The 26,585-nt window shown below is 67.1% G+C and carries 24 protein-coding genes; 8 read left to right on the plus strand and 16 right to left on the minus strand.

What is annotated here, in order from left to right:
- Positions 1–146: 146 nt before the first annotated feature.
- The 8 genes from hprK to BKK81_RS04330 form a co-directional block, all read right to left on the minus strand.
- Entirely contained in the window at positions 147–1,118 is a 972-nt protein-coding gene (gene hprK, locus BKK81_RS04295) for an HPr(Ser) kinase/phosphatase (protein ID WP_071010915.1), read from the minus strand.
- 79 nt (positions 1,119–1,197) lie between these two features.
- The gene (gene ptsN, locus BKK81_RS04300; RefSeq protein WP_071010916.1) at positions 1,198–1,653 is read right to left on the minus strand and encodes a PTS IIA-like nitrogen regulatory protein PtsN; all 456 of its coding nucleotides are present in this window, start codon (positions 1,651–1,653) and stop codon (positions 1,198–1,200) included.
- A gap of 384 nt (positions 1,654–2,037) precedes the next feature.
- Complete coding sequence (gene hpf / locus BKK81_RS04305; protein ID WP_071010917.1) at positions 2,038–2,388, minus strand: ribosome hibernation-promoting factor, HPF/YfiA family; 351 nt, start codon at positions 2,386–2,388, stop codon at positions 2,038–2,040.
- 49 nt (positions 2,389–2,437) lie between these two features.
- Positions 2,438–3,913: an RNA polymerase factor sigma-54 gene (locus BKK81_RS04310; RefSeq protein WP_071010918.1), complete on the minus strand. Its 1,476-nt coding sequence runs from the start codon at positions 3,911–3,913 to the stop codon at positions 2,438–2,440.
- A gap of 100 nt (positions 3,914–4,013) precedes the next feature.
- On the minus strand, positions 4,014–4,808 hold the full coding sequence (lptB, locus tag BKK81_RS04315) for an LPS export ABC transporter ATP-binding protein (protein ID WP_071010919.1): 795 nt from the start codon (positions 4,806–4,808) through the stop codon (positions 4,014–4,016).
- Positions 4,809–4,863: 55 nt separating this feature from the next.
- Positions 4,864–5,490 (minus strand): lipopolysaccharide transport periplasmic protein LptA, encoded by a 627-nt coding sequence (gene lptA, locus BKK81_RS04320; RefSeq protein ID WP_071016040.1) that lies wholly within the window; start codon positions 5,488–5,490, stop codon positions 4,864–4,866.
- A gap of 57 nt (positions 5,491–5,547) precedes the next feature.
- Positions 5,548–6,177 carry an LPS export ABC transporter periplasmic protein LptC gene (lptC, locus tag BKK81_RS04325; RefSeq protein WP_071010920.1) on the minus strand — a complete coding sequence of 210 codons (630 nt, stop codon included), beginning with the start codon at positions 6,175–6,177 and terminating at the stop codon, positions 5,548–5,550.
- Between the two features lie 16 nt (positions 6,178–6,193).
- Complete coding sequence (locus BKK81_RS04330; RefSeq protein ID WP_071016041.1) at positions 6,194–7,177, minus strand: KpsF/GutQ family sugar-phosphate isomerase; 984 nt, start codon at positions 7,175–7,177, stop codon at positions 6,194–6,196.
- 151 nt (positions 7,178–7,328) lie between these two features.
- Here BKK81_RS04330 and BKK81_RS04335 point away from each other — a divergent pair, with 151 nt between their 5' ends.
- Positions 7,329–9,308: a monovalent cation:proton antiporter family protein gene (locus BKK81_RS04335; protein WP_071010921.1), complete on the plus strand. Its 1,980-nt coding sequence runs from the start codon at positions 7,329–7,331 to the stop codon at positions 9,306–9,308.
- 41 nt (positions 9,309–9,349) lie between these two features.
- Here BKK81_RS04335 and BKK81_RS04340 read toward each other — a convergent pair whose 3' ends face one another.
- Both BKK81_RS04340 and BKK81_RS04345 read right to left on the minus strand, forming a co-directional pair.
- Positions 9,350–9,799: a ribbon-helix-helix domain-containing protein gene (locus BKK81_RS04340; protein ID WP_083383928.1), complete on the minus strand. Its 450-nt coding sequence runs from the start codon at positions 9,797–9,799 to the stop codon at positions 9,350–9,352.
- Positions 9,800–9,854: 55 nt separating this feature from the next.
- Entirely contained in the window at positions 9,855–10,433 is a 579-nt protein-coding gene (locus BKK81_RS04345) for a DJ-1/PfpI family protein (protein WP_071010922.1), read from the minus strand.
- Between the two features lie 233 nt (positions 10,434–10,666).
- Here BKK81_RS04345 and BKK81_RS04350 point away from each other — a divergent pair, with 233 nt between their 5' ends.
- The 3 genes from BKK81_RS04350 to BKK81_RS04360 all read left to right on the plus strand — a co-directional run bounded on the left by BKK81_RS04350 (position 10,667) and on the right by BKK81_RS04360 (position 13,830).
- Positions 10,667–11,239 (plus strand): adenine phosphoribosyltransferase, encoded by a 573-nt coding sequence (locus tag BKK81_RS04350; RefSeq protein ID WP_071010923.1) that lies wholly within the window; start codon positions 10,667–10,669, stop codon positions 11,237–11,239.
- 91 nt (positions 11,240–11,330) lie between these two features.
- Positions 11,331–11,942 (plus strand): LysE family translocator, encoded by a 612-nt coding sequence (locus BKK81_RS04355; RefSeq protein ID WP_071010924.1) that lies wholly within the window; start codon positions 11,331–11,333, stop codon positions 11,940–11,942.
- A gap of 211 nt (positions 11,943–12,153) precedes the next feature.
- Positions 12,154–13,830 (plus strand): Na/Pi cotransporter family protein, encoded by a 1,677-nt coding sequence (locus tag BKK81_RS04360; RefSeq protein ID WP_071010925.1) that lies wholly within the window; start codon positions 12,154–12,156, stop codon positions 13,828–13,830.
- Positions 13,831–13,857: 27 nt separating this feature from the next.
- Here the strand turns inward: BKK81_RS04360 and BKK81_RS04365 are convergent, their stop codons facing one another.
- A complete protein-coding gene (locus BKK81_RS04365; RefSeq protein WP_071010926.1) occupies positions 13,858–14,355 on the minus strand; it encodes an adenosine-specific kinase in 498 nt (165 codons plus the stop codon).
- Between the two features lie 102 nt (positions 14,356–14,457).
- Positions 14,458–17,322 carry an excinuclease ABC subunit UvrA gene (gene uvrA, locus BKK81_RS04370; protein WP_071010927.1) on the minus strand — a complete coding sequence of 955 codons (2,865 nt, stop codon included), beginning with the start codon at positions 17,320–17,322 and terminating at the stop codon, positions 14,458–14,460.
- A 421-nt stretch (positions 17,323–17,743) separates the two neighbouring features.
- Here uvrA and BKK81_RS04375 point away from each other — a divergent pair, with 421 nt between their 5' ends.
- Both BKK81_RS04375 and BKK81_RS04380 read left to right on the plus strand, forming a co-directional pair.
- On the plus strand, positions 17,744–18,991 hold the full coding sequence (locus tag BKK81_RS04375; RefSeq protein ID WP_071010928.1) for an MFS transporter: 1,248 nt from the start codon (positions 17,744–17,746) through the stop codon (positions 18,989–18,991).
- A gap of 289 nt (positions 18,992–19,280) precedes the next feature.
- A complete protein-coding gene (locus BKK81_RS04380) occupies positions 19,281–19,832 on the plus strand; it encodes a single-stranded DNA-binding protein (RefSeq protein ID WP_071010929.1) in 552 nt (183 codons plus the stop codon).
- Between the two features lie 172 nt (positions 19,833–20,004).
- Here BKK81_RS04380 and copD read toward each other — a convergent pair whose 3' ends face one another.
- The 4 genes from copD to BKK81_RS04400 are packed head-to-tail and all read right to left on the minus strand — an operon-like array spanning position 20,005 to position 24,259.
- Positions 20,005–20,928, minus strand: coding sequence for a copper homeostasis membrane protein CopD (gene copD / locus BKK81_RS04385; protein ID WP_071010930.1), 924 nt, complete (start codon positions 20,926–20,928; stop codon positions 20,005–20,007).
- Positions 20,929–20,932: 4 nt separating this feature from the next.
- On the minus strand, positions 20,933–21,319 hold the full coding sequence (gene copC, locus BKK81_RS04390) for a copper homeostasis periplasmic binding protein CopC (RefSeq protein ID WP_071010931.1): 387 nt from the start codon (positions 21,317–21,319) through the stop codon (positions 20,933–20,935).
- Between the two features lie 31 nt (positions 21,320–21,350).
- On the minus strand, positions 21,351–22,415 hold the full coding sequence (locus BKK81_RS04395) for a copper resistance protein B (RefSeq protein WP_442873391.1): 1,065 nt from the start codon (positions 22,413–22,415) through the stop codon (positions 21,351–21,353).
- Entirely contained in the window at positions 22,415–24,259 is a 1,845-nt protein-coding gene (locus BKK81_RS04400) for a copper resistance system multicopper oxidase (RefSeq protein ID WP_071010932.1), read from the minus strand. The genes BKK81_RS04395 and BKK81_RS04400 overlap by 1 nt, the downstream gene beginning before the upstream one ends.
- Before the next feature lie 194 nt (positions 24,260–24,453).
- Between BKK81_RS04400 and BKK81_RS04405 the strand changes: the two genes are divergently transcribed.
- Positions 24,454–25,140 carry a heavy metal response regulator transcription factor gene (locus BKK81_RS04405; RefSeq protein WP_071010933.1) on the plus strand — a complete coding sequence of 229 codons (687 nt, stop codon included), beginning with the start codon at positions 24,454–24,456 and terminating at the stop codon, positions 25,138–25,140.
- Positions 25,140–26,531, plus strand: a complete 1,392-nt coding sequence (locus tag BKK81_RS04410) for a heavy metal sensor histidine kinase (RefSeq protein ID WP_071010934.1) — start codon at positions 25,140–25,142, stop codon at positions 26,529–26,531. The genes BKK81_RS04405 and BKK81_RS04410 overlap by 1 nt, the downstream gene beginning before the upstream one ends.
- The last annotated feature ends 54 nt before the right edge of the window (positions 26,532–26,585 follow it).

Consider the following 26,585-nt stretch of genomic DNA (forward strand, 5'->3'; position numbering starts at 1 on the left):
GCCGCGTGCCATGCCGGCGCCGCGGTGTCTGACTGGGCTCGATGCCCATTACCGCACACAACGGCGCGCCGCCGGCCTGCGTTGACGGCCGCGCCCGTGTTCCTGTAAGCAATTGCAAGCAGCGGCCGGCGGCATGCCGGCCGGCGTCAGAGCAGTCTTCCCTGGCCCCGCGAGACCGCGTCGGCCTGCATCGCGGCCCGCTGGCGGTCCATGAAGTCGCGCAGCGTGTCGATGCCGCGCAGGCGCAGGATGGTGTTGCGCACCGCAGCCTCGACCAGCACCGCCAGGTTGCGGCCGGCCGCAACCTGGATCTTCACCATGTGGATCGGCAGGCCCAGTACGTCCAGGTACTGCGAATCGAGCGGCAGCCGCTCGAACTCGCCGTCGTTGCGGCGCACCAGTTGCACCACCAGCTTGAGCTTCATCTTCCGGCGCACCGCCGTCTCGCCGAAGATGGTCTTGATGTCGAGCAGGCCCAGGCCGCGCACCTCGAGCAGGTTCTGCAGCAATGGCGGGCAGCGTCCTTCGACGAAGTCCGGACCCAGGCGCACGAAGTCGACCGCGTCATCGGCCACCAGGCCGTGGCCGCGCGAGATCAGTTCCAGGCCCAGTTCGCTCTTGCCCAGGCCGGATTCGCCCATGATCAGCACGCCCATGCCGAGAATGTCGAGGAATACCCCGTGCATGGTCACGCGCGGCGCCGAGATGCGCGACAGGTAGAGGCGCAGGTGGTCGATCACGGCCGCCGAGGATACCGGCGTGGTGAACAGCGGTGTGGAAGAGCGCGTGCAGCGCAGTTCCAGGTCGGGCGGTGGCTCCATGCCGTCGGCGACCACCAGGAAGGGCGGCTCGAGCAGGATCAGCTCGCCCATCTGCCGCTTGCGCATCTCGTCGTCCAGCCGCTGGTAGTAGGTGATCTCGGGTTTGCCGAGGACCTGGATGCGGTTGGGGTGGATCAGGTTCAGGTGGCCCACGAGGTCGGCGGCCGAGGTGGCTTCGCGGGCGAAATCCACGTCGAAGGCGCGATCCGCCCCCTCGAGACCCGCCACCCATGAGAGTTTGAGGTCGGCTGCGTTGTCGTCGAAGATGGACTGGGAAGAAACGCCGGTGAGTTCCATGCGGGGGAGTCTGGTGGGGCTGGAAAGCGCTAGGACCCGCCGCCGGTGCCTTGGCCCGCGCCTGCGGGCGGAGCGCCGGTCAGGGATGCCATTCGGTCAGGAGCTGGTGCACGGCTTCGGGCGTCGGCAGCGTGGCCAGGCCTTCGCGCATGTCGCGGTCGGACAGCAACTGGGCGATCTCCGACAGGATCTCGAGATGTTGCTGGGTGGCCTGCTCGGGTACCAGCAGGAAGATCAGCAGCGACACCGGCTTGCCGTCGGGCGATTCGAATGGGATCGGCTCGGCCAGACGCATGAAGGCGGCCAGCGGTTGCTTCAGGCCCTTGATGCGGCCATGCGGGATGGCCACGCCCGCGCCCAGCCCGGTCGAGCCCAGCGACTCGCGCGCGAACAGGTTGTCGGTGACCGTGGCCCGCGCCACGCCATGGTTGTTCTCGAAGAGGAGTCCGGCCTGTTCGAAGACGCGCTTCTTGCTGGTGACGCTGACGTCGAGTGTGATGTTGCCTGGCGGCAGCAATTTGGCCAAACGGTTCATGGCAGGTGCGCAGGGATTCCAGATAAGCGGCCCGGTGCGCTGCGCGCCCGGCCGGGTCAAAGAGGCGGAATATCCGCTCGCTCCGCCGGTCGGGCGCCGGCATGCGGAGTATCGGACCATTATAGAGCAGCCCGCCCGCCTTCTTGTGCGGCGCGCAAGCCGCGGTCCCGGCGGTAGCGGCGACTCATGTATTGGAGAGCATACACTGCGTCGCGCCACTTGCGAACTCCCCCGGACGAGGGCGTGTACGGGGCGTGCACGCGAGCCGGTCCGCCAAAAGCAAAAAACCGCGCTGATGCGCGGTTCGTGGTCTGGCCCTTGTGCTGGTGGCCGACGGGCGGCCTCAAGGCAGATCAGGCAGATTGTTCTTATTGTTTTCTCTGGCTATTGCTGCATCTGTGCGGCAGCCATCTGGTACTTCACGGATTCCCGGTCGTGGCTCTGCACGCGGTCCTTGTACCGGATGACCTGACGGTCCAGCTTGTCGACCAGTGCGTCGATCGCCGCATACAGGTCTTCGTGGTGCGCCTCGACGAAGATGTCCTTGCCCTTCAGATGCAGATTGATTTCCGCGTACTGACGCCTGTCCTTTTCCTTGTGGTTGTCGACAGAGAGCAGCACGCTAACGCCGATGACTTGATCGAAATGCCTGACGATACGCTCCAGCTTCGTTTCCACGTACTCACGCAGGGGTGGCGTGATGTCCAGGTGGTGTCCACTGATCTTGAAGTTCATAGCGCTTCTCCTTCTGAAAGAGCCACACCAGGCAGGCGATGCGGCTCGGCTACAAAGACTTGCGGAGATTGACTGCCGGGATCTTCAGCGCTTCTCGGTACTTGGCGACCGTCCGGCGCGCCACGACGAAGCCCTGATCGCCCAGCAATTCGGCAATTCGGCTGTCGGACAGGGGATTCTTCGGGTCTTCGGCTCCTATCAGTTGCTTGATCAAGGCTCGGATAGCCGTTGATGAAGCAGCGCCGCCCGTTTCCGTGGACACATGGCTGCCGAAGAAGTACTTCAGCTCGAAAGTGCCCATGGGGGTGGCCATGTATTTGTTAGTCGTCACCCGAGAGATGGTTGACTCGTGTAATCCCAGTGTATCGGCAATCTCCCGCAAAACCAAGGGGCGCATCGCAATTTCACCGTGGCTGAAGAAGTTCTTTTGACGCTCGACAATGGCCTGTGCGACACGCAGGATGGTGTCGAAGCGCTGCTGGATGTTCTTGATCAGCCAGCGGGCTTCCTGCAGTTTCTGCTGCAGGCCGGCGGCACCGGATTCGCCCTTGGCGCCGCGCAGGATCTGCGCGTACATGTCGTTGATGCGCAGGCGCGGCATCACGTCGGGATTGAGTTGGGCGATCCAGCCGCTGCCGCTCTTGCGCACGAACACGTCGGGCACGACGAAGTCGGCCTGCGGACGGTTGTAGGCGTGGCCCGGATACGGTGCCAGCGAGCGGATCAGGTCATGTGCTGCCTTCAGCGCCGTCTCGTCCACCTGCAGCGCCTTCTTCAAGCGCGTGTAATCGCGCGCGGCCAGCAGTTCCAGGTGGTGGTTGACGATGCCCAGCGCCAGCTCGCGCTGCGGATGCGACAGCCGCCGCAGCTGCAGCGCCAGGCATTCGGCCGCATTGCGCGCTCCCACGCCGGGTGGATCGAAGCTCTGCAGCAGGGCCAGCATGGCCTGCACTTCCTCGATCTCGAACTCCAGCTCTTCGGGCAGCTCTTCGCAGATCTCCTCGAGCGTGGCGCTGAGGTAGCCGTCGTCGTCGAGCGACTCGATCAGGAAGATGGCCAGGCCCTTGTCGCGCGCCGAGATCTTCAGCGGCGCGAGCTGTTCCATCAGGTGCTCGCGCAGGGTCGGCTCGGCGTCGCGCAGTTGCAGCGGCGCCTTCTCGTCTTCGTCGCCCTGGGGGCGACGCGCGAAGTCGTCCAGGCTCCAGTCGCTGCCGTAGTCGTCGGCGCCGTCGCCGAAGCGCTCTTCATCGCCGCCGCCCTCGTCGCTGCGTGCCTCGCCATTGCCCTGCGCTTCGGCCGGGGCCGGCGCGGGTGCGCTCTGCACGTTGATGCTGCCATCGGCGGCCACCCGCAGCGGGCTCTCGATCCAATCGTTTTCGCGCTCGAGCAGAGGGTTTTCGATCAGGGCCTGCTCGACTTCCTGCTGCAGTTCGAGCGTGGAAAGCTGCAACAGCCGGATCGACTGCTGAAGCTGTGGCGTCAGTGCGAGATGCTGGGAAAGGCGGAGCTGAAGCGAAGGTTTCATGCGGCCTATTCTATGCCCATCCGCAGCGCGATGGAACGAAAATTGCTAACGTTCCTGCCGCTTTGTCGCGGTCCCGCGCCGGCGAGGCGCGGCCACCGCATCACATGCGGAAGTTCTCGCCCAGGTAGACCCGGCGCACCGATTCGTTGGCGATGATTTCCTGCGGGCGGCCCTCGGCCAGCACCGCGCCCTCGCTGATGATGTAGGCGTGGTCGCAGATGCCCAGCGTCTCGCGCACATTGTGGTCGGTGATCAGCACGCCGATGTTGCGCGCCTTGAGGAAGCTGACGATACGCTGGATCTCGCCCACCGCGATCGGGTCGACACCGGCGAACGGTTCGTCGAGCAGGATGAAGCGCGGGGCCGAAGCCAGCGCGCGCGCGATTTCCACGCGCCGGCGCTCGCCGCCCGACAGAGACAGCGCGGGATTCTGGCGCAGGTGGGCGATCTGCAGGTCGTCGAGCAGCGCGTCCAGGCGGCGCTCGATCTCCTGCGCCGACAGCGGCTTGCCGTCGACGATCTGCAGCTCCAGCACCGCGCGGATGTTCTCCTCGACGTTGAGCTTGCGGAACACCGAGGCCTCCTGCGGCAGGTAGGACAGGCCCATGCGCGCGCGCTCGTGGATGGCCAGGCCGCTCAGGTGCAGGCCGTCGAGCACGATGTCGCCTTCGTCCAGCGCCACCAGGCCGACGATCATGTAGAAGGAGGTGGTCTTGCCGGCGCCGTTGGGCCCCAGCAGGCCGACCACCTCGCCGCTCTTGACGTCGAGCGAGACGTCCTTGACCACCGTGCGCGAGCCATAGCGCTTCTTCAGGTGGCGTACCGTCAGCGTGCTGCCGCCGGCGGACTGGCCGTTGCTGGCGGTGGCGGCGGGGGCGGTCTGGGTATCGGTCATGAGGGCAGTGCGTTGGGAGCGCCTGGCGCGCTGGATGCGTTGCGTTCGGCTGGGTTCAGGACTTGGACGGCGCGGGTGCGGGCTTCAGCTCCAGCGGCGGCGCTGCCGGCGCGCTGGCCGGCTGGCGCGGCGAGAGCACGGCGCGCACGCGTCCCGAGGAGGTCACCGCGCCTTTGTCGCCGCTGCTGCTGGCCGTGTAGTACTCGTTGTTGCTGTCGTAGGTGATCACGGCGCCGCGGATCTCGTCGATCTGCTTGCCGCCCGCCAGGCGCGCCATGCGGGCCTGGCCGATCAGCTTGGAGATGCCTTGCTTGCCGTCGTACTCGATGCGGTCGCCCCAGCCGTCGATGTACTCGTCGACGTTGTCGCGCTTCTGGCGGATATAGGCGAGCTTGCCCGGCTTGGCCGTGGCGATGGCGTACTGGTAGCCCTCTGGGTCGGTGCGCAGCTCGGCGGCGTCCGACTTCAGCACCATGGTGCCCTTGGTCAGGACCACGTTGCCGGTCAGCGTGTAGACCTGCTTGACATCATCGTAGCTGGCGTTGTCGGCCTCGAGCACCAGCGGCTTGTCGCGGTCGGCGCGCTCGGCGTGGGCGGCCGGCGCCAGGCAGAGCGCGGCGGCCGCGGCCAGCAGGGCAGGCGAAATCCGGGCGCGGAACCACGTCTTCAAGGCAGGCATCATGATGGTGAGCGGATGGAGAAAGCGGCGGCTGCGGGTTGCCGCGCGCGGTTGCATGACTTAGGACCTCGGCGCGGGCGCGCCGCGCGGGGTGGTGACGATAGTGCCGCGCACGTTGCCGAACAATTGTACTTCGCGCGTGACGTTGTTGAAGAGCAGGCCGTTGGCGTTCATCACGGAGACGCCGCGGGTGAGCTGCACCGGCTTGTCGGTCTTCACGAGATCGTCGTTGACGAGGATCCGGAAGTACTCGGAGGCCGCGCTCATCTGCGGGTCCTGCGCCGGGTCGGGACCCTGCGCCCGCACGATGAGGCCGTTGTCGTAGAGGTCGATGATCGAGCCGTCCGCGTTCATCTTGCCGCGGTCGGCGCGGCCGCTCACCGGCGGGCGGCCCGGATCGTAGGAGCGCATCGCGGGGCGGGCGAACTCGTAGGTCTGGTCGTCCTCGAAGTGCACCATCTTGTCGCCGTTGAAGCGCAACTTGGTGTCGCCGTTCACGTCGAGCTCGGTGGCCGCGAAGCGGTCCATGTAGTAGTCGGGCTCGTGGCGTGCCGTCTTCGGGCCGGTCGCGGCTTCGCGCGGCGAGTTGATCTGCACGAGCCAGAACGTGCTGCCGGCGACCACCGCCATCAGCAGCATGGGCAGCGCGCGCATGGCGAGCCGGCTGAGGGAAGACAGGATGGATTGCATGGGCGCCCGACGTGCCTCAGATGACCTTGGCGCGGGTCAGGTCGTGGATGTGCAGCGCGCCGACCAGGCGCCCGCCCTCGTCCACCACCAGCAGCTGGTTGATGCGGTTGGCTTCCATCAGCTGTACCGCCTCGACCGCCAGCCGGTCCGGGCCGATGCTGCGCGGATCACGGTGCATGACGTCGCCGATCGGCACCGTCTTCCAGTCGCGCGGGGTCTCCAGCAGGCGGCGCAGGTCGCCGTCGGTGAAGACGCCGATGGCGCGGCCGTCGGCGTCGACCACCGCGGTCATGGCCATGCCTTTGCGCGTGATTTCCATCAGCGCCTGTGCCAGCGGCGTGCTTTCGCGTACCTCGGGCACGGCATTGCCGCTGCGCATCACGTCGCGCACATGGGTCAGCAGCTTGCGCCCGAGCGCCCCGCCCGGGTGCGAGCGGGCGAAGTCCTCTTCGCCGAAACCGCGCGCGTCCAGCACCGCCACCGCGAGCGCGTCGCCCAGCGCCAGTGCCGCGGTGGTGCTGGCGGTCGGGGCCAGGTTCAGCGGGCAGGCTTCCTTCTCGACACCGGCATCCAGGTGCACGTCCGCCAGCTTGGCGAGCGTGGAGGCAGGGTTGCCCGTCACCGAGATCAGGCGGGCACCGATGCGCTTGACGATCGGCACGATGGCGAGCAGCTCGCCGGTCTCGCCGGAATTGGAGAAGGCGACCAGTACGTCGTCGCGCGTCACCATGCCGAGGTCGCCGTGGCTCGCCTCGGCGGGGTGGACGAAGAAGGCGGGCGTGCCGGTGGAGGCCAGGGTGGCGGCCACCTTGCGGCCGATATGGCCCGACTTGCCGATGCCCGAAACGACCACGCGGCCGCTGCAGTGGAGGACGAGCTCCACCGCGCGCGCAAATTCGTGAGTCAGGCGGGCGGACAGTGCCGCCACGGCATCGGCCTCGGTCTGCAGGGTATTGCGAGCGAGCTGAAGTGCTCGATCGGCATCGAAATTGGCTATCATGGCGACGAAGTATACCAACGAATGCGATGGCGTCTGGCCCGTCCCACCAGGGGGGGCGTTCCCGGGCGGCAACCGCGCTTGCCGGGCCCCGCCGGCGGGCGGCCCGCGCCGGGCGGCCCGTGCGCCGGGCCGGCCCACCCAGAGCCTTTCGATGCATTCTCCGCTGGAACTCACTCTTGTGCTGCTGGCAGCCGCCGTATTCGGCGTGGTCGCCTTCCGCATGCTGCAACTGCCTCCCATGCTGGGCTACCTCGCGGTCGGCATCCTGATCGGGCCGCATGCGCTGGCGCTGGCCGGCGATTCGGGGCAGATCCAGTACCTGGCCGAGTTCGGCGTGGTCTTCCTGATGTTCTCGATCGGGCTGGAGTTCAGCCTCGGCAAGCTGCGCGCCATGCGGCGGCTGGTGTTCGGCCTGGGCGGGTCGCAGGTGGTGCTGACCATGCTGGCGGTGCTGCCGGCCAGCCTGCTGTTCAACTGGCTGTTCCACCTGAGCTGGCAGGCGGCCATCGCCATCGGCGGCGCGCTTGCCATGTCCTCCACTGCGATCGTCTCCAAGATGCTGTCCGAGCGCATGGAACTGGAGACCGAGCACGGCCGCAACATCATCAGCGTGCTGCTGTTCCAGGACCTGGCGGTGGTGCCGCTGCTGATCGTGATCCCGGCGCTGTCGCGCGACCCCGGCGACATGGCGGCCGCGCTGATGCTGGCGGCGGTGAAGATCGTGGTGGCGCTGAGCCTGATCTTCTACGTCGGCAAGAACCTGATGAGCCGCTGGTTCCACGTGGTGGCGGCGCGCCGCTCGCAGGAACTGTTCATGCTCAACCTGCTGCTGGTCACGCTCGGCATGGCCGCGCTCACCGAGCGGCTGGGCCTGTCGATGGCACTGGGCGCCTTCATCGCCGGCATGCTGATCTCGGAAACGCCCTACCGCCACCAGGTGGAAGAGGACATCAAGCCCTTCCGCGACGTGCTGCTCGGCCTGTTCTTCGTCACCATCGGCATGCTGCTCAATGTGCGCGTGGTGCTCGATCACCTGTGGCTGGTCCTGTTGCTGCTGCTCTTGCCCATCCTCTTCAAGTTCGTGCTGATCGCGCTGCTGGCGCGCGCCTTCGGCTCGCGCCAGGGCGTGGCCATGCGCACCGGCCTGGGCCTGGCGCAGGCCGGCGAGTTCGGCTTCGTGCTGCTGAACCAGATCGACGGACTGAACCTGCTCGACCCGGTGCTGACCCAGGTGATCCTGGCCTCCATGCTGCTGTCGATGCTGGCGGCGCCGTTCCTGATCCAGTACAGCGACGCCATCGTGCTGCGCTTCGCCGCCAACGAGTGGCTGCTGCAGTCCCTCAACATGACGCGTATCGCGGCGCAGAGCCTGCAGACCGAGAAGCACGCCATCATCTGCGGCTACGGCCGCAGCGGCCAGAACCTGGCGCGCATGCTGGAGCGCGAGGGCATCGGCTACGTCGCGCTGGACCTCGACCCCGACCGCGTGCGCGAGGCCGCCGCCGCGGGCGAGACCGTGGTGTACGGCGATGCCGGCCGGCGCGAGGCCCTGATCGCCGCCGGCATCCACCGCGCCGCGGCGCTGGTCGTCACCTACGCCAACACGCCCTCGGCGCTGCGGGTCCTGCACCATGTGCAGGAGCTGGAGCCGGGCTTGCCGGTGATCGTGCGCACGGTCGACGATTCGGAACTGGATGCCCTGCAGAAGGCCGGCGCCACCGAGGTGGTGCCCGAGATCATCGAAGGCAGCCTGATGCTGGCCTCGCACGCCCTGGTGCTGCTGGGCGTGCCGATGCGGCGCGTGGTGCGCGGTGTGCAGCAGGCGCGCGACGCGCGCTACAGCCTGTTGCGCGGCTACTTCCATGGCCGCGACGACGAGGAAGACATGCTCGAGCGCGATTCGGTGCGGTTGCGCTCGATCTCGCTCGGGGCGCAGGCCAGTTCGGTCGGCCGCCGCCTGGGTGCGCTGGGCCTGGCGCAGATGGGGGTGGAGGTGACCGCGGTGCGCCGCCGCGGTATCCGTGCCTTCGATCCGCAGGACGATACCGTGCTCGAGCCGGGCGACATCCTGGTGCTGCGCGGCCCGTCCGAGGCGCTGGACACCGCCGAACAGAGGCTGCTGGCCGGCTAGGCCGCTCAGGCGCGCTAGACCCGCTAGACCCGCTAGACCCGCTAGGCAGGCAACTGCCCGGCCTTGGCGCGCGCAACGGGTACGCGGCGGGCGGACCGTCCAGTTGCCGCTGCCGCGGCCGCGGCGGACGAGGGCGGCGTATCGACCCAGCCGGGTGGCAGGTCGCGCAGCACGGCGGCCGCATCGAGCGAACGGATCGGCACGCGCGGGTCGGCGGGGATGCGGCCCTCGCCCTGCAGCATCAGGTACCGCAGGCAGCACACACGCAGGAAGGACGAGAAATTCGCCACCTCGCCCCGGTGGGCGGCGAGTTCGTCATACAGCCGCGCGATCAGTTGGCTGACGCTCATGCCGTCGCGCTGCGCCAGCTCCGCCAGCACTTCCCAGAACAGTTTTTCCAGCCGGATGCTGGTGGCCACGCCATGCAGGCGCAGCGAGCGCGACTGGCATACGTAGGACTCCGGGTTGGCCCGGATGAAGATCTCGCACATCGGCAACTCCCGCGCGGGTGTGGCGCGCCAGGCCGGCGCGCCGCGTTCGGAAGCCCTAATGTACGATCCGCGTGCCCAGTACCGCAAGGAACTGCGCCAGCCAGGCCGGGTGCGCCGGCCAGGCGGGCGCGGTGACCAGCTTGCCGTCGGTATGGGCCTGGTCCACCGCGATCTCGGCATAGGTGCCGCCGGCCAGCCGTACCTCCGGTGCACAGGCAGGATAGGCCGAGCAGCTGCGGCCTTCGAGCACGCCGGCCGCGGCCAGCAGCTGGGCGCCGTGGCAGACCGCCGCGATCGGTTTGTCGGCGCCGGCGAAATGGCGCACGATCTCCAGCACGCGCGCGTTCAGGCGCAGGTACTCGGGGGCCCGGCCGCCGGGGATGAGCAGCGCGTCGTAGGCCGCCGGGTCCACTTCGGCGAAGGTGGCGTTCAGCGTGAAGTTGTGGCCGCGCTTCTCGCTGTAGGTCTGGTCGCCTTCGAAGTCGTGGATCGCGGTGGCGCACTGGTCACCCGCCTTCTTGTCCGGGCAGACGGCGTGCACGGTGTGCCCCACCATCTGCAGCGCCTGGAAGGGAACCATGGTCTCGTAGTCTTCGGCATAGTCGCCGACCAGCATCAAAATCTTCTTGGCCATTGCTGTCTCCTGCTATGGTTACGGGTTGCACGGCCGGTGCCGGACCGATTCCGGCGCCGCGGCTCCGTATCTGACGGTGCAGTCCATTGTGTTGCCGTCCGCCCCGGTGCGGGTGGTAGCCCGATACCGCAGGCGCGGCCACGCCATGGCGGCCAGGCCCGAGGCACCGCGGCCGGACGCCCGCAGACGTTTTCCTAAGGCAATTCACGTACCGCTCCAGGTCCCCCGACACCATGACCGACATCAAGATCGACTCGCCCGAACTGGGCGACGTCTCCAGCTACCTGCGCGACCGCATCCGCACCGTGCCCGACTGGCCGCTGCCCGGCGTGCAGTTCCGCGACATCACGCCGCTGCTGCAGGATCCCAAGACCCTGCGCGTGCTGGTGGACGTCTTCGTGCACCGCTACATGGATGCCCGGCTCGACCTGGTCGCCGGCATCGATGCGCGCGGCTTCATCCTGGGCGCGATCGTCGCCTACGAACTGAACCTGGGCTTCGTGCCGATCCGCAAGAAGGGCAAGCTGCCCTACCAGACCGTGGCGGAGGAATACGAGCTGGAATACGGCAGCGCCACCGTCGAGATCCACGCCGACGCCTGCAAGCGCGGCGACCGCGTGCTGCTGATCGACGACCTGATCGCCACCGGCGGCACCATGATGGCCGGCCGCAAGCTGCTGGAGCGCCTGGGCGGCGTGGTGGTGGAGGGGGCGGCCATCGTCGACCTGCCCGAGCTGGGCGGCTCGCGCCTGCTGCGCGACGCCGGCCTGCCGTTGTTCACGGTGTGCGGCTTCGACGGCCACTGATGCCTCAGCCGGCGCGCGGACGGTGTCCCGCGCGCCGGATCGCCACCGCACCAGACCGATCCGCCGATCGCCCTTGCCGGAGCCATTCCCCATGCCTGACCTGCTGCTCTTCCTGATCACCTCGGTGGCCATCACGGTGGCGCCCGGGCCGGACAATCTCCAGGTGCTGGCGCGCGGCATGGCGCAGGGCCGGCGCGCCGGCGTGGCGGCCGGGCTGGGCTTCGCCTCCGGGTGTCTGGTCCACACGGTGGTGGCAGCCGTCGGGCTGGCCGCCGTGCTGCGTTCGTCTCCGCTGGTGTTCGAGGCCATCAAGCTGGCCGGCGCGGCCTACCTGGTCTGGCTCGGCGTCCAGGCCCTGCGCTCGCGCGGCGCGCTGGCCGGCGGCATGGACAGCGCCGCCGTGCCGCTCGGCAAGGTGTTCCGCCAGAGCGTGCTGGCCAACCTGATGAATCCCAAGGTCACGCTCTTCTTCCTGGTGTTCCTGCCGCAGTTCGTCAAGGCCGATGCCGCCGACGCCGGCTGGCAGATGCTGCTGCTGGGCGTGGTGTTCATGCTGCAGACGGCGGTGGTGTTCACCGCCTTCGCGCTGTGCGCCGGCACGCTCGGCGGCTGGCTGCGGCGCCGTCCCGGCGCCGGCCGCTGGCTGGACCGCGTGGCCGGCGCGATCTTCCTCGCGCTCGGCATCAGGGTCGCATTGCCCTGAGGCGGGGCGGCCGCTCCGGCGTGGCGCCGCTGCAACGGTGGTGTGGCGCCGGCCCGGTGCCGGGGCGGGCAAGGGGCACGAGGATTTTCCGACCGGTCCTATGATGTTGCCCCCACCCGGGGGGACGCGCATAATGCCCCCTTGATAACGACACGATGACCGGGCCCGCCTGCGCCCGCAGCCGCCTGGCACCGGTCGCAGAAGGGCTCCCATGGGCGTTCTACTTCATCTCCTCTCGGGCGTCGCCCTGCTGGTCTGGGGAACCAACATCGTCAAGGTCGGCATCCTGCGCGTGTACGGCGCCAACCTGCGCCACGTGCTGTCGGCCAGCATCTCCAACCGCTTCACCGCCTTTCTCGCCGGCCTGGGCGTTACCGGCCTGGTCCAGAGCAGCAATGCGACCGCGGTCATCGTCAGTTCTTTCGTCGGCCAGGGCCTGATCGCCGTGGCGCCGGCGCTGGCCATCATGCTGGGCGCCAACGTCGGCACGGCGCTGATGGTGCAGGTGTTCTCGCTCGACCTGTCGTGGCTGTCACCGCTGCTGATCTTCGTCGGCGTGATCCTTCACTTGTCGTGGAAGGGCAGCAAGCCGGGCCACGTCGGGCGGGTGCTGATCGGGCTGGGGCTGATCACGCTGGCGCTGGAACTGATCTCGATCGCCACCCGTCCCGTGGTGCAGGCGGCCGGCGTCAAGGTGCTGTTCAGCACCCTGACCGGCGACCCTTCGCTGGACATGCTGATCGGCGCGCTGATCACCATCCTGTGCTACTCGAGCCTGGCGGTGGTGCTGTTCTGCGGTGCGCTGGCCTCGGCCGGGGTGGTGTCGATCCACGTGGCCCTGGCGCTGGTGCTGGGCGCCAACCTCGGCTCCGGCATTTCCGCCATGCTGACCACCTCGGGCAACAACCAGCCGGGCAAGCGCGTGGCGCTCGGCAACCTGCTCTCGCGCCTGCTCGGCTGCCTGGTCGCGCTGCCGCTGCTGACGCAGGCACAGGACCTGCTCGCCCTGCTGGGCGCCGATGCGCAGCGGCAGGTGGTCAGCTTCCACCTGCTGTTCAATATCGGGCTGGCCGCGCTGCTGCTGGGCGCCACCGGGCCGCTGGCGCGCCTGTGCGAAGCGGTGCTGCCGGGGCGCAATACGGGAGAAAGCCAGGTCACGCCGCGCTACCTCGACCAGGCCGCGCTGCCGACGCCGACGCTGGCGCTGGCCAATGCCGCGCGCGAGGTGCTGCGCATCGGCGACCGCATCGAGCAGATGCTCGACAATATGCTGCGCGTGCTGCGCAACAACGATGCCAAGCTGGCGGCAGCCACCTGCCGCATCGACAACGAGGTCGACGACCTCTACACCGCGATCAAGCTCTACCTGACCCGCATCAGCCTGGAGGCCCTCGACGAGCGCGACGGCCAGCGCTGGACCGAGATCATCTCGCTGACCATCAACCTGGAGCATGCCGGCGACATCATCGAGCGCCTGCTGCTGGATGCGCGCGACAAGAAGATCGCGCACAACCTGGCCTTCTCCGCGGCCGGCATGCAGGAGATCGCCGAGATGCACGCGCGCCTGGTGGCCAACTTGCGGCTGGGCCTGTCGGTCTTCCTCAACGGCGACCTGAAGAGCGCGCAGCAACTGATGGCGGAGAAGGCCAACTTCCGCGAGCTGGAATTCAAGTTCGCGCGTTCCCACCTGCACCGCGTGGCCGAGCAGACCGCCGAGAGCATCGAGACCAGTTCGCTGCATCTCGACGTGATCAGCGACCTGAAGCGCCTGAATTCGCTGTTCTGCGCGACCGCCTACCCGGTGCTGGAGCAGGCCGGGGTGCTGAACCGCAGCCGCCTGAAGGAAGGCGACGCGCCGCCCGCGGCACCGGTACCGCAGGCGCACTGAACGCAGCACGCCGCCGCCGGCGCAGGCCTACAGCTTGTAGCCGAGCGCGCGCAGCAGGCCCCGCCGTTCGGCAATGTCCGCCTCGGTCTCGAGGCCGAGCGGACCGGCGCCGTCCACCACGCCGAGCACCGCGCGTCCCTGCGCCGTCTGCGCCACGATGACCTGCACCGGGTTGGCCGTGGCGCAGTAGATGCGGCATAGCTCGGGCACCGCCCGCACGGCCGCCAGCACATTGACGGGAAACAACCCGTCGCCCAGGAAGAGGAAGAAGCTGTGGCCGGCGCCGACCGCCAGGGCGTTCTCGCAGGCCAGGTCGACCAGCGCTTCCTCGGTGCCGGACCAGCGCACCAGGCGCTTGCCGGAGGCCTCGCAGAAGGCCAGCCCGAAGCGTGCGCCGGGCACGGTGCCCGCCACGGCCTCGTGGATGTCTTCCACGGTCTTGATGAAGTGGGATTGGCCGAAGATGAAGTTGGCCGCCTCGGGTTTGGCGACCTGGACCAGGCTCAGGCTGACGGCGGCATCCATGACGGGACTCCTGCTCGGGCGGCGCCGTGGGGCGCCGCTGCAGTCCATGGTAGGTGCCGCCGGCGCGAATGCAAGCGCCATGGCAAGCGCGGCGGCGAACGCCTAGCCGCGCGTCAGCAGCGGTGCCAGGTAGCGGCCGGTGAAGCTCGCCTTGCTGGCCGCGACATCCTCCGGCGTGCCGCGCGCGACGATCTGCCCGCCGCCGGCGCCGCCCTCGGGACCCAGGTCGAGCAGCCAGTCCGCGGTCTTGATCACGTCCAGGTTGTGCTCGATGATGACCACCGTATTGCCCTGGTCGCGCAACTTGTGGATGACCTTGAGCAGCAGCTCGATGTCATGGAAGTGCAGGCCGGTGGTGGGCTCGTCGAGGATGTACAGGGTGCGGCCGGTGTCGCGCTTGGAGAGTTCCAGCGACAGCTTGACGCGCTGCGCCTCGCCGCCGGACAGCGTGGTGGCCGACTGCCCCAGCCGGATGTAGCCCAGGCCGACGTCGAGCAGGGTCTGCAGCTTGCGCCGGATCACCGGCACCGCGCCGAAGAACTCGTGCGCCTGCTCCACCGTCAGTTCGAGCACCTCGGAGATGTTGCGGCCCTTGTACAGCACCTCCAGTGTCTCGCGGTTGTAGCGCTTGCCGTGGCAGACATCGCAGGGCACGTAGACGTCGGGCAGGAAGTGCATCTCCACCTTGATCACGCCGTCGCCCTGGCAGGACTCGCAGCGTCCGCCCTTGACGTTGAAGGAAAAGCGGCCCGGGTCGTAGCCGCGTTCCTTGGCCGATGGCACCCCGGCGAACAACTCGCGGATCGGCGTGAAGAGGCCGGTGTAGGTGGCGGGGTTCGAGCGCGGCGTGCGCCCGATCGGGCTCTGGTCGACGTTGATGACCTTGTCGAAGTGCTCCAGCCCGTCGATGCGCTCGTAGGGCGCCGGCTCCGGCGTGGAGCCGTACAGGTGGCGTGCCACGGCGTTGTACAGCGTATCGTTGATCAGCGTCGACTTGCCCGAGCCGGACACGCCGGTGACGCAGGTCAGCAGCCCGACCGGGATCTCGGCGTTGACGTGCTTCAGGTTGTTGCCGCTGGCGTTGACGATGCGCAGCAGGCGCTCCGCGTCGGGTGCGGCGCGCTCGGCCGGCACCGCGATGCGGCGCGCGCCGGACAGGTACTGGCCGGTCAGCGAGGCGGGCGCCGCCTCGACCTCGCCCGGCGTGCCTTCGGCCACCACCATGCCGCCGTGCACGCCGGCGCCCGGGCCCATGTCGACCACGTAGTCGCTGGCGCGGATCATGTCTTCGTCATGCTCGACCACCAGCACCGAGTTGCCGATGTCGCGCAGGTGCTTGAGGGTGCCGATCAGGCGGTCGTTGTCGCGCTGGTGCAGGCCGATCGACGGCTCGTCCAGCACGTACATCACGCCGGTCAGGCCCGAGCCGATCTGCGAGGCGAGGCGGATGCGCTGGGCCTCGCCGCCCGACAGCGTGTCGGCGCTGCGCTCCAGCGACAGGTAGTCCAGCCCGACGTTGTTGAGGAAGTTCAGCCGCGCAGTGATTTCCTTGACGATCTTGTCGGCGATCTCGCGCTTGGCGCCGTGCAGGTCCAGCGTCAGGAACCAGGTCAGCGCGTCGCGCAGCGGCCAGCCATTGATCTCGAAGATGGCGCGTGCCTGCCCGCCGTCGCCGACCTTGACGTGGCGCGCTTCGGTGCGCAGGCGCGTGCCCTGGCAGGCCGGGCAGGGCTGGTTGTTCTGGTACTTGGCCAGTTCCTCGCGCACCGCCACCGAGTCGGTCTCGCGGTAGCGCCGCTCCAGGTTGGGGATGATGCCCTCGAAGGCATGCTCGCGCACCGTGGTGCGCCCGCGCTCGTTGATGTAGGAGAACGGGATCTGTTGCTCGCCCGAGCCGTGCAGCACCACCTTCTGCACCGTTTCCGGCAGGTCCTCGAAGGGGGTGTCGGTGTCGAAGTCGTAGAAGGCCGCCAGGCTCTGCAGCATCTGGAAGTAGAACTGGTTGCGGCGGTCCCAGCCCTTGATCGCACCCGAGGCCAGCGACAGATTGGGAAAGGCCACCACCCGCTTCGGATCGAAGAAGGTGATCTGGCCCAGGCCATCGCAACTCGGGCAGGCGCCCATCGGGTTGTTGAAGGAGAACAGCCGCGGCTCCAGCTCCTGCAGCGAATAGGAGCAGATCGGGCAGGCGAACTTGGAGCTGAACAGGTGCTCATGCCCGCTGTCGAGCTCCAGCGCGACGGCACGGCCGTCAGCCAGGCGCAGCGCGGTCTCGAAGGACTCGGCCAGGCGCTGCTTGATGTCGGCGCGCACCTTGACGCGGTCCACCACCACTTCGATGGTGTGCTTCTCGGTCTTCTTCAGCTTGGGCAGGGCGTCGGCCTCGTAGACCGCGGCCGGCGCCTCGTGCGCGGCGCCGCCGCCCGAGCGGATGCGGAAGCGCACGAAGCCCTGCGCCTGCATGGCGTCGAACAGGTCGCCGTGCTCGCCCTTGCGATCGGTGACCACCGGCGCCAGGATCATCAGCTTGGTGTCCTCGGGCAGCGCCAGCACGGCATCCACCATCTGCGACACGCTCTGCGCCTCCAGGGCCAGCCCGTGGTCGGGGCAGTACGGGGTGCCGGCGCGCGCAAACAGCAGGCGCAGGTAGTCGTGGATCTCGGTCACCGTGCCCACGGTGGAGCGCGGGTTGTGGCTGGTGGCCTTCTGCTCGATGGAGATGGCAGGGGACAGGCCCTCGATCAGGTCGACGTCGGGCTTTTCCATCATCTGCAGGAACTGGCGCGCGTAGGCCGACAGCGACTCGACGTAGCGCCGCTGGCCTTCGGCATAGAGCGTGTCGAAGGCCAGCGACGACTTGCCCGAGCCCGACAGGCCGGTGATCACGACCAGCTGGTTGCGCGGCAGGTCGAGATTGATGTTCTTCAGGTTATGGGTACGTGCCCCACGGATCTTGATTTCGTCCATACGCCGAGTTCTCACGCATTCAGGCCCGTCCCCGCCAGGCCGCTTCCTTAATGTGCATCATGAGCCATTCCCAGTGCCGCCGGGCAGGCCGGGAGGCGGGGCGGGCCAGCAAGAGGCGAAGCGGGAAAAGTGTGCCCAGGCACGCCTGTTTTCAAGGCAGGGCCGGGGATGTGGCCCGCGAAGCGCGAAGGGGCAAACCTGTTAATATACCGAACTTCGGTTTCCCGGGTTGTCAGCCTGTCCAGGCGCGCCGGATGCCGCCACGAGCGGCAGGCTGCTGCGGCGATCGGTCGCAGGCCGTGCCCGCCGCGAAGCAGGCAACTTCCCGCCGCCGGCGCGATCGAATCTGCCGGCGCCGGTTGGCCGCCGGGCCGGAGTGCGCAGCTGCCGACCTGTCCGAACCTTTCCCCCAACGACCGCGATGCCGTCGATCCCGTCTTCTTCCCAAGGTGCCGCCACGGACGCCCAGGCCGGCGCCGCGCGCGAGCGCATGACCCGCGCCGAACTGCGTGCCAGCCTGTCGCTGGCCAGCATCTTCGCCCTGCGCATGCTGGGCCTGTTCCTGATCCTGCCGGTGTTCGCCGAATACGCGCGCGGCCTGCCCGACGGCCACGACGCCCAGCGCGTCGGCCTGGCGATGGGCATCTATGGCCTGATGCAGGCCTTCCTGCACATTCCGCTCGGCTGGCTGTCCGATCGCATCGGCCGCAAGCCGGTGATGGTCGGCGGCCTGCTGCTGTTCATCGCCGGCGGCGCGGTGGCCGCCTTCTCGGATACGCTGACCGGCATCATCATCGGCCGCGCGCTGCAAGGCATGGGCGCGATCTCGGCGGCCATCACCGCCTGCATCGCCGACCTCACGCGCGAGCGGCACCGCACCAAGGCCATGGCCATGGTCGGCGGCAGCATCGGCTTGACCTTCGCCCTGTCGCTGGTGATCGCCTCGCCGCTGCTGCACTCGATCGGCATGCACGGCATCTTCGCGCTGATGTCGGTGCTGGGCGTGGTGGCGATCGGCGTCACCCTGTTCGTGGTGCCGAGCCCGCCGCCGCCGCATCCGGTGCGCCTGCCGTTCCGCAGCGTGCTGCTCAATGCCGACCTGGCGCGCCTCAACGTCGGCGTGCTGGCCCTGCACGCGAGCCAGGTGGCGATGTTCATGGTGGTGCCGGCCATGCTGACCGAGGCGGGCATGCCGCTGGACCAGCACTGGAAGGTCTACCTGCCGGTGGTGCTGGTGTCCTTCCTGTTGATGCTGGCTCCGATGATGGCGGCCGAACGCTATGGCAAGGTACGTCCCGTGCTGCTCAGCTCGGTGGCGCTGATGACGGTGGTGCAGCTGCTGTTCGCGGGCGTGCACGGTTTCTGGAGCATCGTCGGCGTCCTGCTGCTGTTCTTCGTCGCCTTCAACGTGCTGGAAGCCATGCAGCCCTCGCTGGTGTCGCGCTACGCGGCGGCCTCGCGCGGCGCGGCGCTGGGCGTGTACAACACGACGCAGGCGCTTGGCCTGTTCCTGGGCGGCGCCGTGGGCGGCTGGATCCTCAAGCACGAGGGACATGGCGCCGTGTTCTATGCCTGCGCGGCCGTGCTGGTGCTCTGGCTTATAATCGCCTGGAGCATGAAGCCGCCGCCGGCCCGGGGCCAGGGCGGCACGCCGGCACCGGCGCACTAGCCGGAGCACTGAGCGGCCCGGCCGGCCGCGCCGGCGCATCGATCACATCGAATCGCGTCGTTTTGCAACGTTTCCGGCCAGCCGCAGGCTTTAGCATGACCGCGCGCCCGACTTCCTGGCCGGGTGCGCGTTGTTCGTTTACGTGGCCGCCGATGCGCGTCCGGATGCCGTTGCGCCAGCTGGCGCGCAGCGGCGGCCGCGATGCCGCCACGGCGCCTCGCAGCAATCGTCAGGGTATTGCCACGCCACTTGTCTGGACTCGCAGGGCGTGGTTTTCGGAGATCATCATATGGCATCGGTCAACAAAGTCATTCTCGTCGGCAACCTGGGCGCGGACCCGGAAACCCGCTACATGCCCAGCGGCGACGCCGTGACCAACATCCGCCTGGCTACCACCGACCGCTATCGCGACAAGGCCAGCGGCGACATGAAGGAGCTGACCGAATGGCACCGCGTGGCCTTCTTCGGCAAGCTCGCCGAGATCGCCGGCCAGTACCTGCGCAAGGGCTCCCAGGTCTACATCGAAGGGCGCATCCGCACCCGCAAGTGGCAGGACCAGTCCGGCCAGGACAAGTACAGCACCGAGATCGTCGCCGACCAGATGCAGATGCTGGGGGCGCGCCAGGGTATGGGTGGCGGCGGTGACGACATGGGCGGCGGTGGCGGTGGTGGTGGCTACGGCGGCGGCCGCGAGGCCTCGGGCGGTGGCTACGGCGGTGGCCGCGGCCAGGGCGGCGGTCAGGGCGGTGGCCAGGGCGGTGGCCAGCAGGGCGGCGCACGGCGCCAGCAGCAGGCACCGTCGAACGGCTTCGAGGACATGGACGACGATATCCCGTTCTGAGATTCCGTCACGGAAAGCTGTCAACATCTACCCCGCCTCGTGCGGGGTTTTTGTTTCATCTCAGGCGACCACGAGCCCGTCAACAGATGTTCGCCACACGAAGGAAGGCACCAGATACGCCGGAAGCGATCGCGGCGCGTCTGTCGCAGGTTCCCGATATCCGAGCGGCACCTTAGGCGTCTGGCGATAACACGCCCAGGATCGCAACTGCGACGAGCACCGCGATCGACGTCGCCATCTCCCACTGCAGGCTTCTGCGCAGGGCCCGGCTGGCTCCCACTGCGTTGCCGATCCGGATCTCGGCAGCCAGCCTGGGAGTCAGCCGATACCTGTTCAACGCCGCCATGACGAGCATGGTCCCGAACAGTGCGAGCTTGATCAGCAGCAACATGCCGTACGACGTGCGCATTGCGGATGCCGAGGGCAACCCGGCGATGAGCCAATAGTTTGCGGTACCGGTTACGACCAGCGTTGCCACGATGACACTCCCTGGCCGCGCGAAACCATGCGCAGTCCGCGCCAGAAGACTCAGCAGGGTCGCATCACGTTGCGTCGCCTTGCCAAGCAGAACGAAGGCGGCGAGCGCGCCGACCCATGCCCCGGCCGCGAGCAGATGCGCGATATCGGCGAGCAGGTGGATGACGCGACGATCCCCGTCGTCCATGGCGCCGTGCCCCGCCCAGGCCAGCGAGGACAGCGCCACCGCCCCCGTCAGTGCCAGCAGGCGGATCTGAGCGGAGGGTCGCCTTGCCAAGGCGAGCGTGATGAGGAGGCTGGCGAGCAGCCCGATCTGTCGACCGGACCATGCGGTACCGAAGCCGGTTCCGGTCACCATCATCTCGAAGACGTGGACGCTCAGATCCGAGTATGCCGAGGCTCCGGTCATGGCTTTTGCCATCACAAGCATCTCGATTCCAGACAGCATGATGCCCGCCGCGCTGGCCGCGGCGGTCCACTTGATGTACTGGCGCGCGAGCGGGGAGATCCGTTCGGCGCCTTGCAACGCATGGCAGGCAAACAGGGGCAGGCCGAACACGAGCATCAGATCCAGATACAGTGCGAATCGCACCAGTACATTCATCCAGTCGACCTGCATGCGCTCAGTTCACCTTGAAGTTGATGGCACCCGTGATCGAGTGTGTATCCGAGGACACGGCACGCCACTCCACACGGTAGGTGCCCGGCACCAATGGGCTCTTCGGCGTAATGAGCATGGTCTTCGGATCGTCGCCCCCGGAGACCGAGCTGGCCACCTTCATGGCGGCGTGATCGCTCATTCCCGGCATGCCGGTCATGACCAGATTGGCGCCGGAGAATTGCTTGACCAGGTTCTCGGAGAAGTGCAGTTCGATCCTTTGGGGGGCGGCGCCTTCCGCCCCCTCGGCGGGCGATGAACTGACCAGCCTGGGATGTGCCAGCGCAGCGGTGCTGGCAAGAATGGCGGCGGCCGCCAGCAGCGGCCTAGCCGCGGAGATCATGGATGTCATGGACTTTCCTTCGATGGTGATGATGCGGGAATCAGAACCAGAGCCGTACACCGGCAACAAACCTCGTTTCTCCACTGCGGCCGCCAGAGGCCCGGACCAGGTCCGCTGTGTTGCCGAACGTCTGGTACCGTTCGATGCCGATGTACGGGGCGAACTGCCGGCTGATTTCATAACGCAATCGAATCCCGATGGTGCCGTTTGAAAGGCCGCTGCCGACGCCCACGGCAGGATCGCGCTTGCCGTACAGATTGGCCTCGAGGCGCGGCTGCAGGATCAACCGCTGGGTGATCAGCAGTTCGTATTCGGCGGACAGCCGCAGTGCAGTGCGGCCTTCGGTGCCGACGTATCCCGTTGCGTCCACCTCGAACCAGTAGGGAGCCAGTCCCTGCACACCGAATGCGAGCCAGTTGCGGCCTGGGCGTCCATAGCCGGCATCGTTGCGGAAACCCAGTTGCGTGTCCCAGTACGTTGCCACCGCGTGGCCCCACAGGAGTTCCGTGCGTGCGTCATGGACCTTTCCGCGCTCAGCCTCGCCTTCCGCCTTGATCACGAACTTGTTGTAGGTGCTTCCGAACCAGGCTTGCGCCTCGTACGATGCAGCTTTGCTGTCGGCTCCGCGCGTCCATTCGAGTCGATCGACAAGCACCGACGCGAACAGGTGTTCGTCTGCCATATGAAGCTGGCGATGGTCACCGAGCGCGTATTTTCCGCCACCGAGTTGGTATCCACCTGAATAGGCATGTGGATCACGAGCATCGGCGGGGGCGCTGCCACCCTGCATCTGCATGTCGCCATGGTCCATGGTCGTCGTCGGCGGTGACGCACCGTCCATGGTCTGGATCGGCTCTCCGTCCATGCCCTGCATCTCGCCGCCATCCATCGTTGGCATGGTGTCGCCATCCATGCCTTGCAGCGGCGCTGCGGACGCACCCTCGGCCCCGGGCGCTGAGGGGGCGGCACCCGCAGCCTGTGGCGCGGCATGGTCGCCATGGGAATGTTGCGCCCATGCCGGCATCGTGGTTGTGCCGGCGACCAGCACGGCAAGCAGTGTCGCTTTCGGATGGCGCATGCGATAAGCCTTCGGGAACTGAAGCATCAGGCCACCACCACTTCGCGGAACATGCCTGCGTCCATATGCAGCATCAGGTGGCAGTGCCATGCCCAGCGCCCCAGCGCATCGGCCGTGACCAGAAAGCTGATGCGTTGCGCCGGCTGCACGGGAATGGTGTGGCGCCGCGCCTGAAAAGATCCGTCCGGCGTTTCCAGCTCGCTCCACATGCCGTGCAGGTGCATCGGGTGCGTCATCATCGTGTCGTTGTGCAGGATGACCCGTAGTCGCTCGCCGTGCTTGAAGAAGACAGGCGTCGACTGGCCGAATTCCACGCCGTCGAGCGACCAGGCATAGCGTTCCATGTTTCCCGTCAAGTGCAGCTCCACCTCGCGCCCCGGGCCGCGCGCATCCATCGCGCCGCCAATCGTGTGCTGGTCCGACAGAGTCAGGACGCGTCGCCCGTTGTTGCGCAGTCCGATGCCGGGATCGTCGAGATTGGTCCGCGCCATGTCGACACGCATGTCCGTGCTGGCGCCGTACTCCGTGCGCGCGTGCCGCGCCTTCGTGCTGGGCACCTTGAGCGGATCTGCCACCTCCATGCCTTGCCTGCCGGAGATGGTGTGCTGGCTATGGTCCATCGCCATGCCACCATGCTGGCTGTGCTCCATGGGCATGGCTCCATGGTTCATGGCGGCATGATCCATGCCGCCATGGCCCATGCTCCCCATCATGTCGGCCATGGCGAGCCATTCCACCTTGTCCGGCGCGGGCACCGGCGCCTGAAGCCCCTCACGAGCGGCCAGCGTGCCGCGGGCAAAGCCTGTCCGGTCCATGCTTTGCGCAAAGATGGTGTGAGCTTCGTCGGTCGGTTCGACCAGCACGTCGCATGTCTCGCCAGGCCCGAAGCGGAATTCGTCGATGGTGACCGGTTCGATGTTCTGGCCATCGACCTGGACCACCTTAAGCTTGAGTCCCGGAATGCGCACATCGTAGAAGGTATTGCCCGCACCATTGATGAAGCGGAGCCGCACCTTTTCGCCCGGACGGAAAAGCCCCGTCCAGTTGCCGGCAGGCGTGACCCCGTTCATGAGGTAGGTGAGCGTTGCCCCGGACAGGTCGGCAAGATCCGTCGGGTTCATTCGCATCTGGTTCCACATCTTCCGCTTGTCCAAGGCGGCCTTGAGGCCGTCATGGGAGATGTCACGGAAGAAATCCAGGACCGTGGGCTGGTTGTAGTTGTAATAGTCGCTCCGGACCTTGAGCTTGGAGAGCACCCGCATCGGGTCCTCGTCTGTCCAGTCCGACAACAGCACGGAGTAGTCCCGGTCGGCGCGGACGGGGTCGCCGTCGCCTTCGATGATCAGGCCACCGTAGACGCCCGTCATCTCCTGGAAGCCCGAGTGCGAGTGATACCAGTAGCTGCCCGTTTGCTCGACCTTGAACCGGTATGTGAACGTTTCGCCGGGCGCGATCCCGGCAAAGCTGATGCCGGGCACCCCGTCCATCTGGAACGGCAGGATGATGCCGTGCCAATGGATCGAGGTTGGCTCGTTCAGGCGGTTCGTGACACGAATGGTGACGGTATCGCCCTTGCGCCAGCACAGCGTGGGGCCAGGCAGCATACCGTTGATGGTCTGCGCAACGCCCGGCCTGCCGGTGAAGTTCACCGCGGCATCCTCGATGACCAGATCGAACTCGCTACCGCGCAGCACGGGCGCAGTACCGCTGCCGGCGTGTGGCCGGGCGGATGTCGCTTGAGGCCAGGCTCCCGTCGGCAATCCGCCTAGTGCTCCCAGTACGCCACCGGCAGCCAGTCCCTGGACGAAGCGACGCCTGGAAAGGCCATGAGGCCCGGGCAGAACGAAGCCCGCGGAGGTTTTCGAACGCATGAAGTGGTTCCTCTTCCCTATTTCTCTGGCACCTCGCAATGGTGCCACGAGCGAAGATTAGAGATCCCGGGCTAACTTTGAAATGACTCGAATATTACATTCCAGTAAGGTGGGCGTAATGTTCCCTCCAGCCCGTACACTGGCGTCGTTTCGGGATCAAGGGAATCCAGGATGCGTGCGGACGGGGAGAGGCGATGAAGCTGCTGGTGGTCGAGGATGAAGCGAAGACGGGCGAATACCTGCGCCAGGGCCTCTCGGAAGCAGGCTTTGTGGTGGATCTCGTGCGCAATGGTCAGGACGGCCTGCATATGGCCTCGACGGAGAGCTACGACCTGTTGATTCTCGATGTCATGCTCCCGGACCTGGATGGCTGGAAAGTCTTGCAGCGCTTGCGTGCCTCGGAGAATCCCGTGCCCGCTCTGTTCCTGACAGCGCGAGACAGCGTCGCCGATCGCGTGAAGGGTCTGGAACTGGGTGCCGATGACTATCTGGTGAAGCCGTTCGCCTTTGCCGAACTGCTTGCCAGGGTCAGGACACTGCTGCGGCGCGGCGCCGGTAGCCAGCCCATCGATCGCGTTCAGGTCGGCGACCTGGTACTGGATCTCGCGCGCCGCCGGGCTATCCGGGCCGGTCGCAAGATCGTCTTGACCAACAAGGAGTTCGCACTGCTCGAGCTGCTGGCGAGACGTCGGGGCGAAGTGCTGCCTCGGTCCTTGATCGCCTCCCAGATCTGGGACATGAATTTTGACAGCGACAGCAATGTCATCGACGTTGCCATCCGTCGCCTGCGCGCGAAGATCGACGACGAATACGAAACGAAGCTGATCCAGACGATACGCGGCATGGGTTACGTGCTGGAGGCACCCGGGGACGACGCCTGATGCGCAGGTATTCGATCACCACGCGCCTGACGGCATTGTTCTCCCTGTCGTCGACCTGCGTGCTGCTAGGACTTGGCCTGCTGATCTACACGGCCATGAACCGGCATTTTGCCGACGAAGACTACGTCATGCTGCGCGACAATATGCGCCTGGTGGAAAGCACCATTGCCATGGGTTCGACCGCGACATTGCCAGCACGTCTCACCGAGACCTACCAGCATCACGCAGGGCTGCTGGTATTGGTGCGCGATGCTCCGGGTCGCACACACTATGCCTCGCCCGGATTCGACACCACGCTCGCCCTCGAGGCGCTGGAGCAGCACGGTGACAAGGGTGACGTCATCCAGTGGACCGACGCCGGCAAGGCGTATCGCGCGCTGCGGGCGTCGATGGTGGCGCAGGATGGCCAATCCGTGGAAGTCGTTCTTGCCATGGACACCGAGATCCACGCGCATTTCATGCGGGCATTCCGCAAGTCATTGGTCTTCTATGTCGCGCTGGCGGCGCTTGCCAGCGGCGTCCTCGGCTGGTGGGCGGCGCGGCGCGGCCTGCTGCCGCTGCGGACCATGGCATCGCGCGCGCAGACCGTCACGGGCGAGAAGCTCTCCGAGAGAATGCCGGTCGATGCCGTGCCGGTGGAAATGGCGGACCTGGCATCCGATCTGAATGCCATGCTCGACCGCTTGCAGGACGACTTCCGGCGGCTGTCGGACTTCTCGTCAGACCTGGCACATGACCTGCGCACACCGCTGACAAACCTGATGACCCAGACGCAGGTCGCGCTTTCGCAGCCCCGGGACGCCGCCAGGTATCGCGAGATACTCGCCTCCAATGCCGAGGAGTTGCAACGGCTTTCGCGGATGGTCTCCGACATGCTCTACCTGGCCAAGATGGAGCACGGCCTTGACCTGCCACACAAGGAGGTCATCTCCGTCGAGTCCGAAGTGTCCGCGCTGTTCGAGTTCTACGAGGCATTGGCCGAAGACAAGGGCATTGAATTCGAATGGCGGGGGCAAGCCACGATCGAGGGAGATCGCCTGATGCTGCGACGGGCGCTGAGCAACTTGCTGTCCAACGCATTGCGCCATACGCCGGCTGATGGGAAAGTCCTGATCGAGGCGAGCTCCGATACGCACGAAGTCAGCATCGCCGTGGAGAACACCGGCCCGGAGATTGCCGTCGAGCTGCTGGCATCGTTGTTTGACCGGTTTTTTCGCGGCGACAAGTCGCGGGTGCGCCCGGAATCCGACAGCAGCGGCCTTGGCCTGCCGATCACGCGCGCCATCATGGCCGCGCATGGAGGGGATATATCCGTCGCCTCCGCAAACGGAAAGACGCGCTTCACACTTGTTTTTCCCCGCGCTCTTCCCCGCGCTGCGATCCACCCATGACGCTCCTGTGGGCAAACCATCTGCGCAAGGATCCCGAGCCCGCGCCCGCTGTCA

It is taken from the genome of Cupriavidus sp. USMAHM13 (assembly GCF_001854285.1).
Taxonomy (GTDB): Bacteria; Pseudomonadota; Gammaproteobacteria; order Burkholderiales; family Burkholderiaceae; genus Cupriavidus; species Cupriavidus malaysiensis.

What these genes read in the sequence shown, in the direction of transcription:
- copC (WP_071010931.1), bottom strand. Translation starts at nt 21,319, where the DNA reads ATGACATCCATGATCTCCGCGGCTAGGCCGCTGCTGGCGGCCGCCGCC.
- lptB (WP_071010919.1), bottom strand. Translation starts at nt 4,808, where the DNA reads ATGACCGATACCCAGACCGCCCCCGCCGCCACCGCCAGCAACGGCCAG.
- ptsN (WP_071010916.1), bottom strand. Translation starts at nt 1,653, where the DNA reads ATGAACCGTTTGGCCAAATTGCTGCCGCCAGGCAACATCACACTCGAC.
- hprK (WP_071010915.1), bottom strand. Translation starts at nt 1,118, where the DNA reads ATGGAACTCACCGGCGTTTCTTCCCAGTCCATCTTCGACGACAACGCA.
- hpf (WP_071010917.1), bottom strand. Translation starts at nt 2,388, where the DNA reads ATGAACTTCAAGATCAGTGGACACCACCTGGACATCACGCCACCCCTG.
- BKK81_RS04330 (WP_071016041.1), bottom strand. Translation starts at nt 7,177, where the DNA reads ATGATAGCCAATTTCGATGCCGATCGAGCACTTCAGCTCGCTCGCAAT.
- BKK81_RS04350 (WP_071010923.1), top strand. Translation starts at nt 10,667, where the DNA reads ATGACCGACATCAAGATCGACTCGCCCGAACTGGGCGACGTCTCCAGC.
- lptC (WP_071010920.1), bottom strand. Translation starts at nt 6,177, where the DNA reads ATGCAATCCATCCTGTCTTCCCTCAGCCGGCTCGCCATGCGCGCGCTG.
- BKK81_RS04375 (WP_071010928.1), top strand. Translation starts at nt 17,744, where the DNA reads ATGCCGTCGATCCCGTCTTCTTCCCAAGGTGCCGCCACGGACGCCCAG.
- copD (WP_071010930.1), bottom strand. Translation starts at nt 20,928, where the DNA reads ATGCAGGTCGACTGGATGAATGTACTGGTGCGATTCGCACTGTATCTG.
- BKK81_RS04400 (WP_071010932.1), bottom strand. Translation starts at nt 24,259, where the DNA reads ATGCGTTCGAAAACCTCCGCGGGCTTCGTTCTGCCCGGGCCTCATGGC.
- BKK81_RS04345 (WP_071010922.1), bottom strand. Translation starts at nt 10,433, where the DNA reads ATGGCCAAGAAGATTTTGATGCTGGTCGGCGACTATGCCGAAGACTAC.
- BKK81_RS04395 (WP_442873391.1), bottom strand. Translation starts at nt 22,415, where the DNA reads ATGCTTCAGTTCCCGAAGGCTTATCGCATGCGCCATCCGAAAGCGACA.
- BKK81_RS04365 (WP_071010926.1), bottom strand. Translation starts at nt 14,355, where the DNA reads ATGGATGCCGCCGTCAGCCTGAGCCTGGTCCAGGTCGCCAAACCCGAG.
- BKK81_RS04360 (WP_071010925.1), top strand. Translation starts at nt 12,154, where the DNA reads ATGGGCGTTCTACTTCATCTCCTCTCGGGCGTCGCCCTGCTGGTCTGG.
- BKK81_RS04340 (WP_083383928.1), bottom strand. Translation starts at nt 9,799, where the DNA reads ATGTGCGAGATCTTCATCCGGGCCAACCCGGAGTCCTACGTATGCCAG.
- BKK81_RS04380 (WP_071010929.1), top strand. Translation starts at nt 19,281, where the DNA reads ATGGCATCGGTCAACAAAGTCATTCTCGTCGGCAACCTGGGCGCGGAC.
- BKK81_RS04405 (WP_071010933.1), top strand. Translation starts at nt 24,454, where the DNA reads ATGAAGCTGCTGGTGGTCGAGGATGAAGCGAAGACGGGCGAATACCTG.
- BKK81_RS04355 (WP_071010924.1), top strand. Translation starts at nt 11,331, where the DNA reads ATGCCTGACCTGCTGCTCTTCCTGATCACCTCGGTGGCCATCACGGTG.
- BKK81_RS04335 (WP_071010921.1), top strand. Translation starts at nt 7,329, where the DNA reads ATGCATTCTCCGCTGGAACTCACTCTTGTGCTGCTGGCAGCCGCCGTA.
- BKK81_RS04310 (WP_071010918.1), bottom strand. Translation starts at nt 3,913, where the DNA reads ATGAAACCTTCGCTTCAGCTCCGCCTTTCCCAGCATCTCGCACTGACG.
- BKK81_RS04410 (WP_071010934.1), top strand. Translation starts at nt 25,140, where the DNA reads ATGCGCAGGTATTCGATCACCACGCGCCTGACGGCATTGTTCTCCCTG.
- uvrA (WP_071010927.1), bottom strand. Translation starts at nt 17,322, where the DNA reads ATGGACGAAATCAAGATCCGTGGGGCACGTACCCATAACCTGAAGAAC.
- lptA (WP_071016040.1), bottom strand. Translation starts at nt 5,490, where the DNA reads ATGATGCCTGCCTTGAAGACGTGGTTCCGCGCCCGGATTTCGCCTGCC.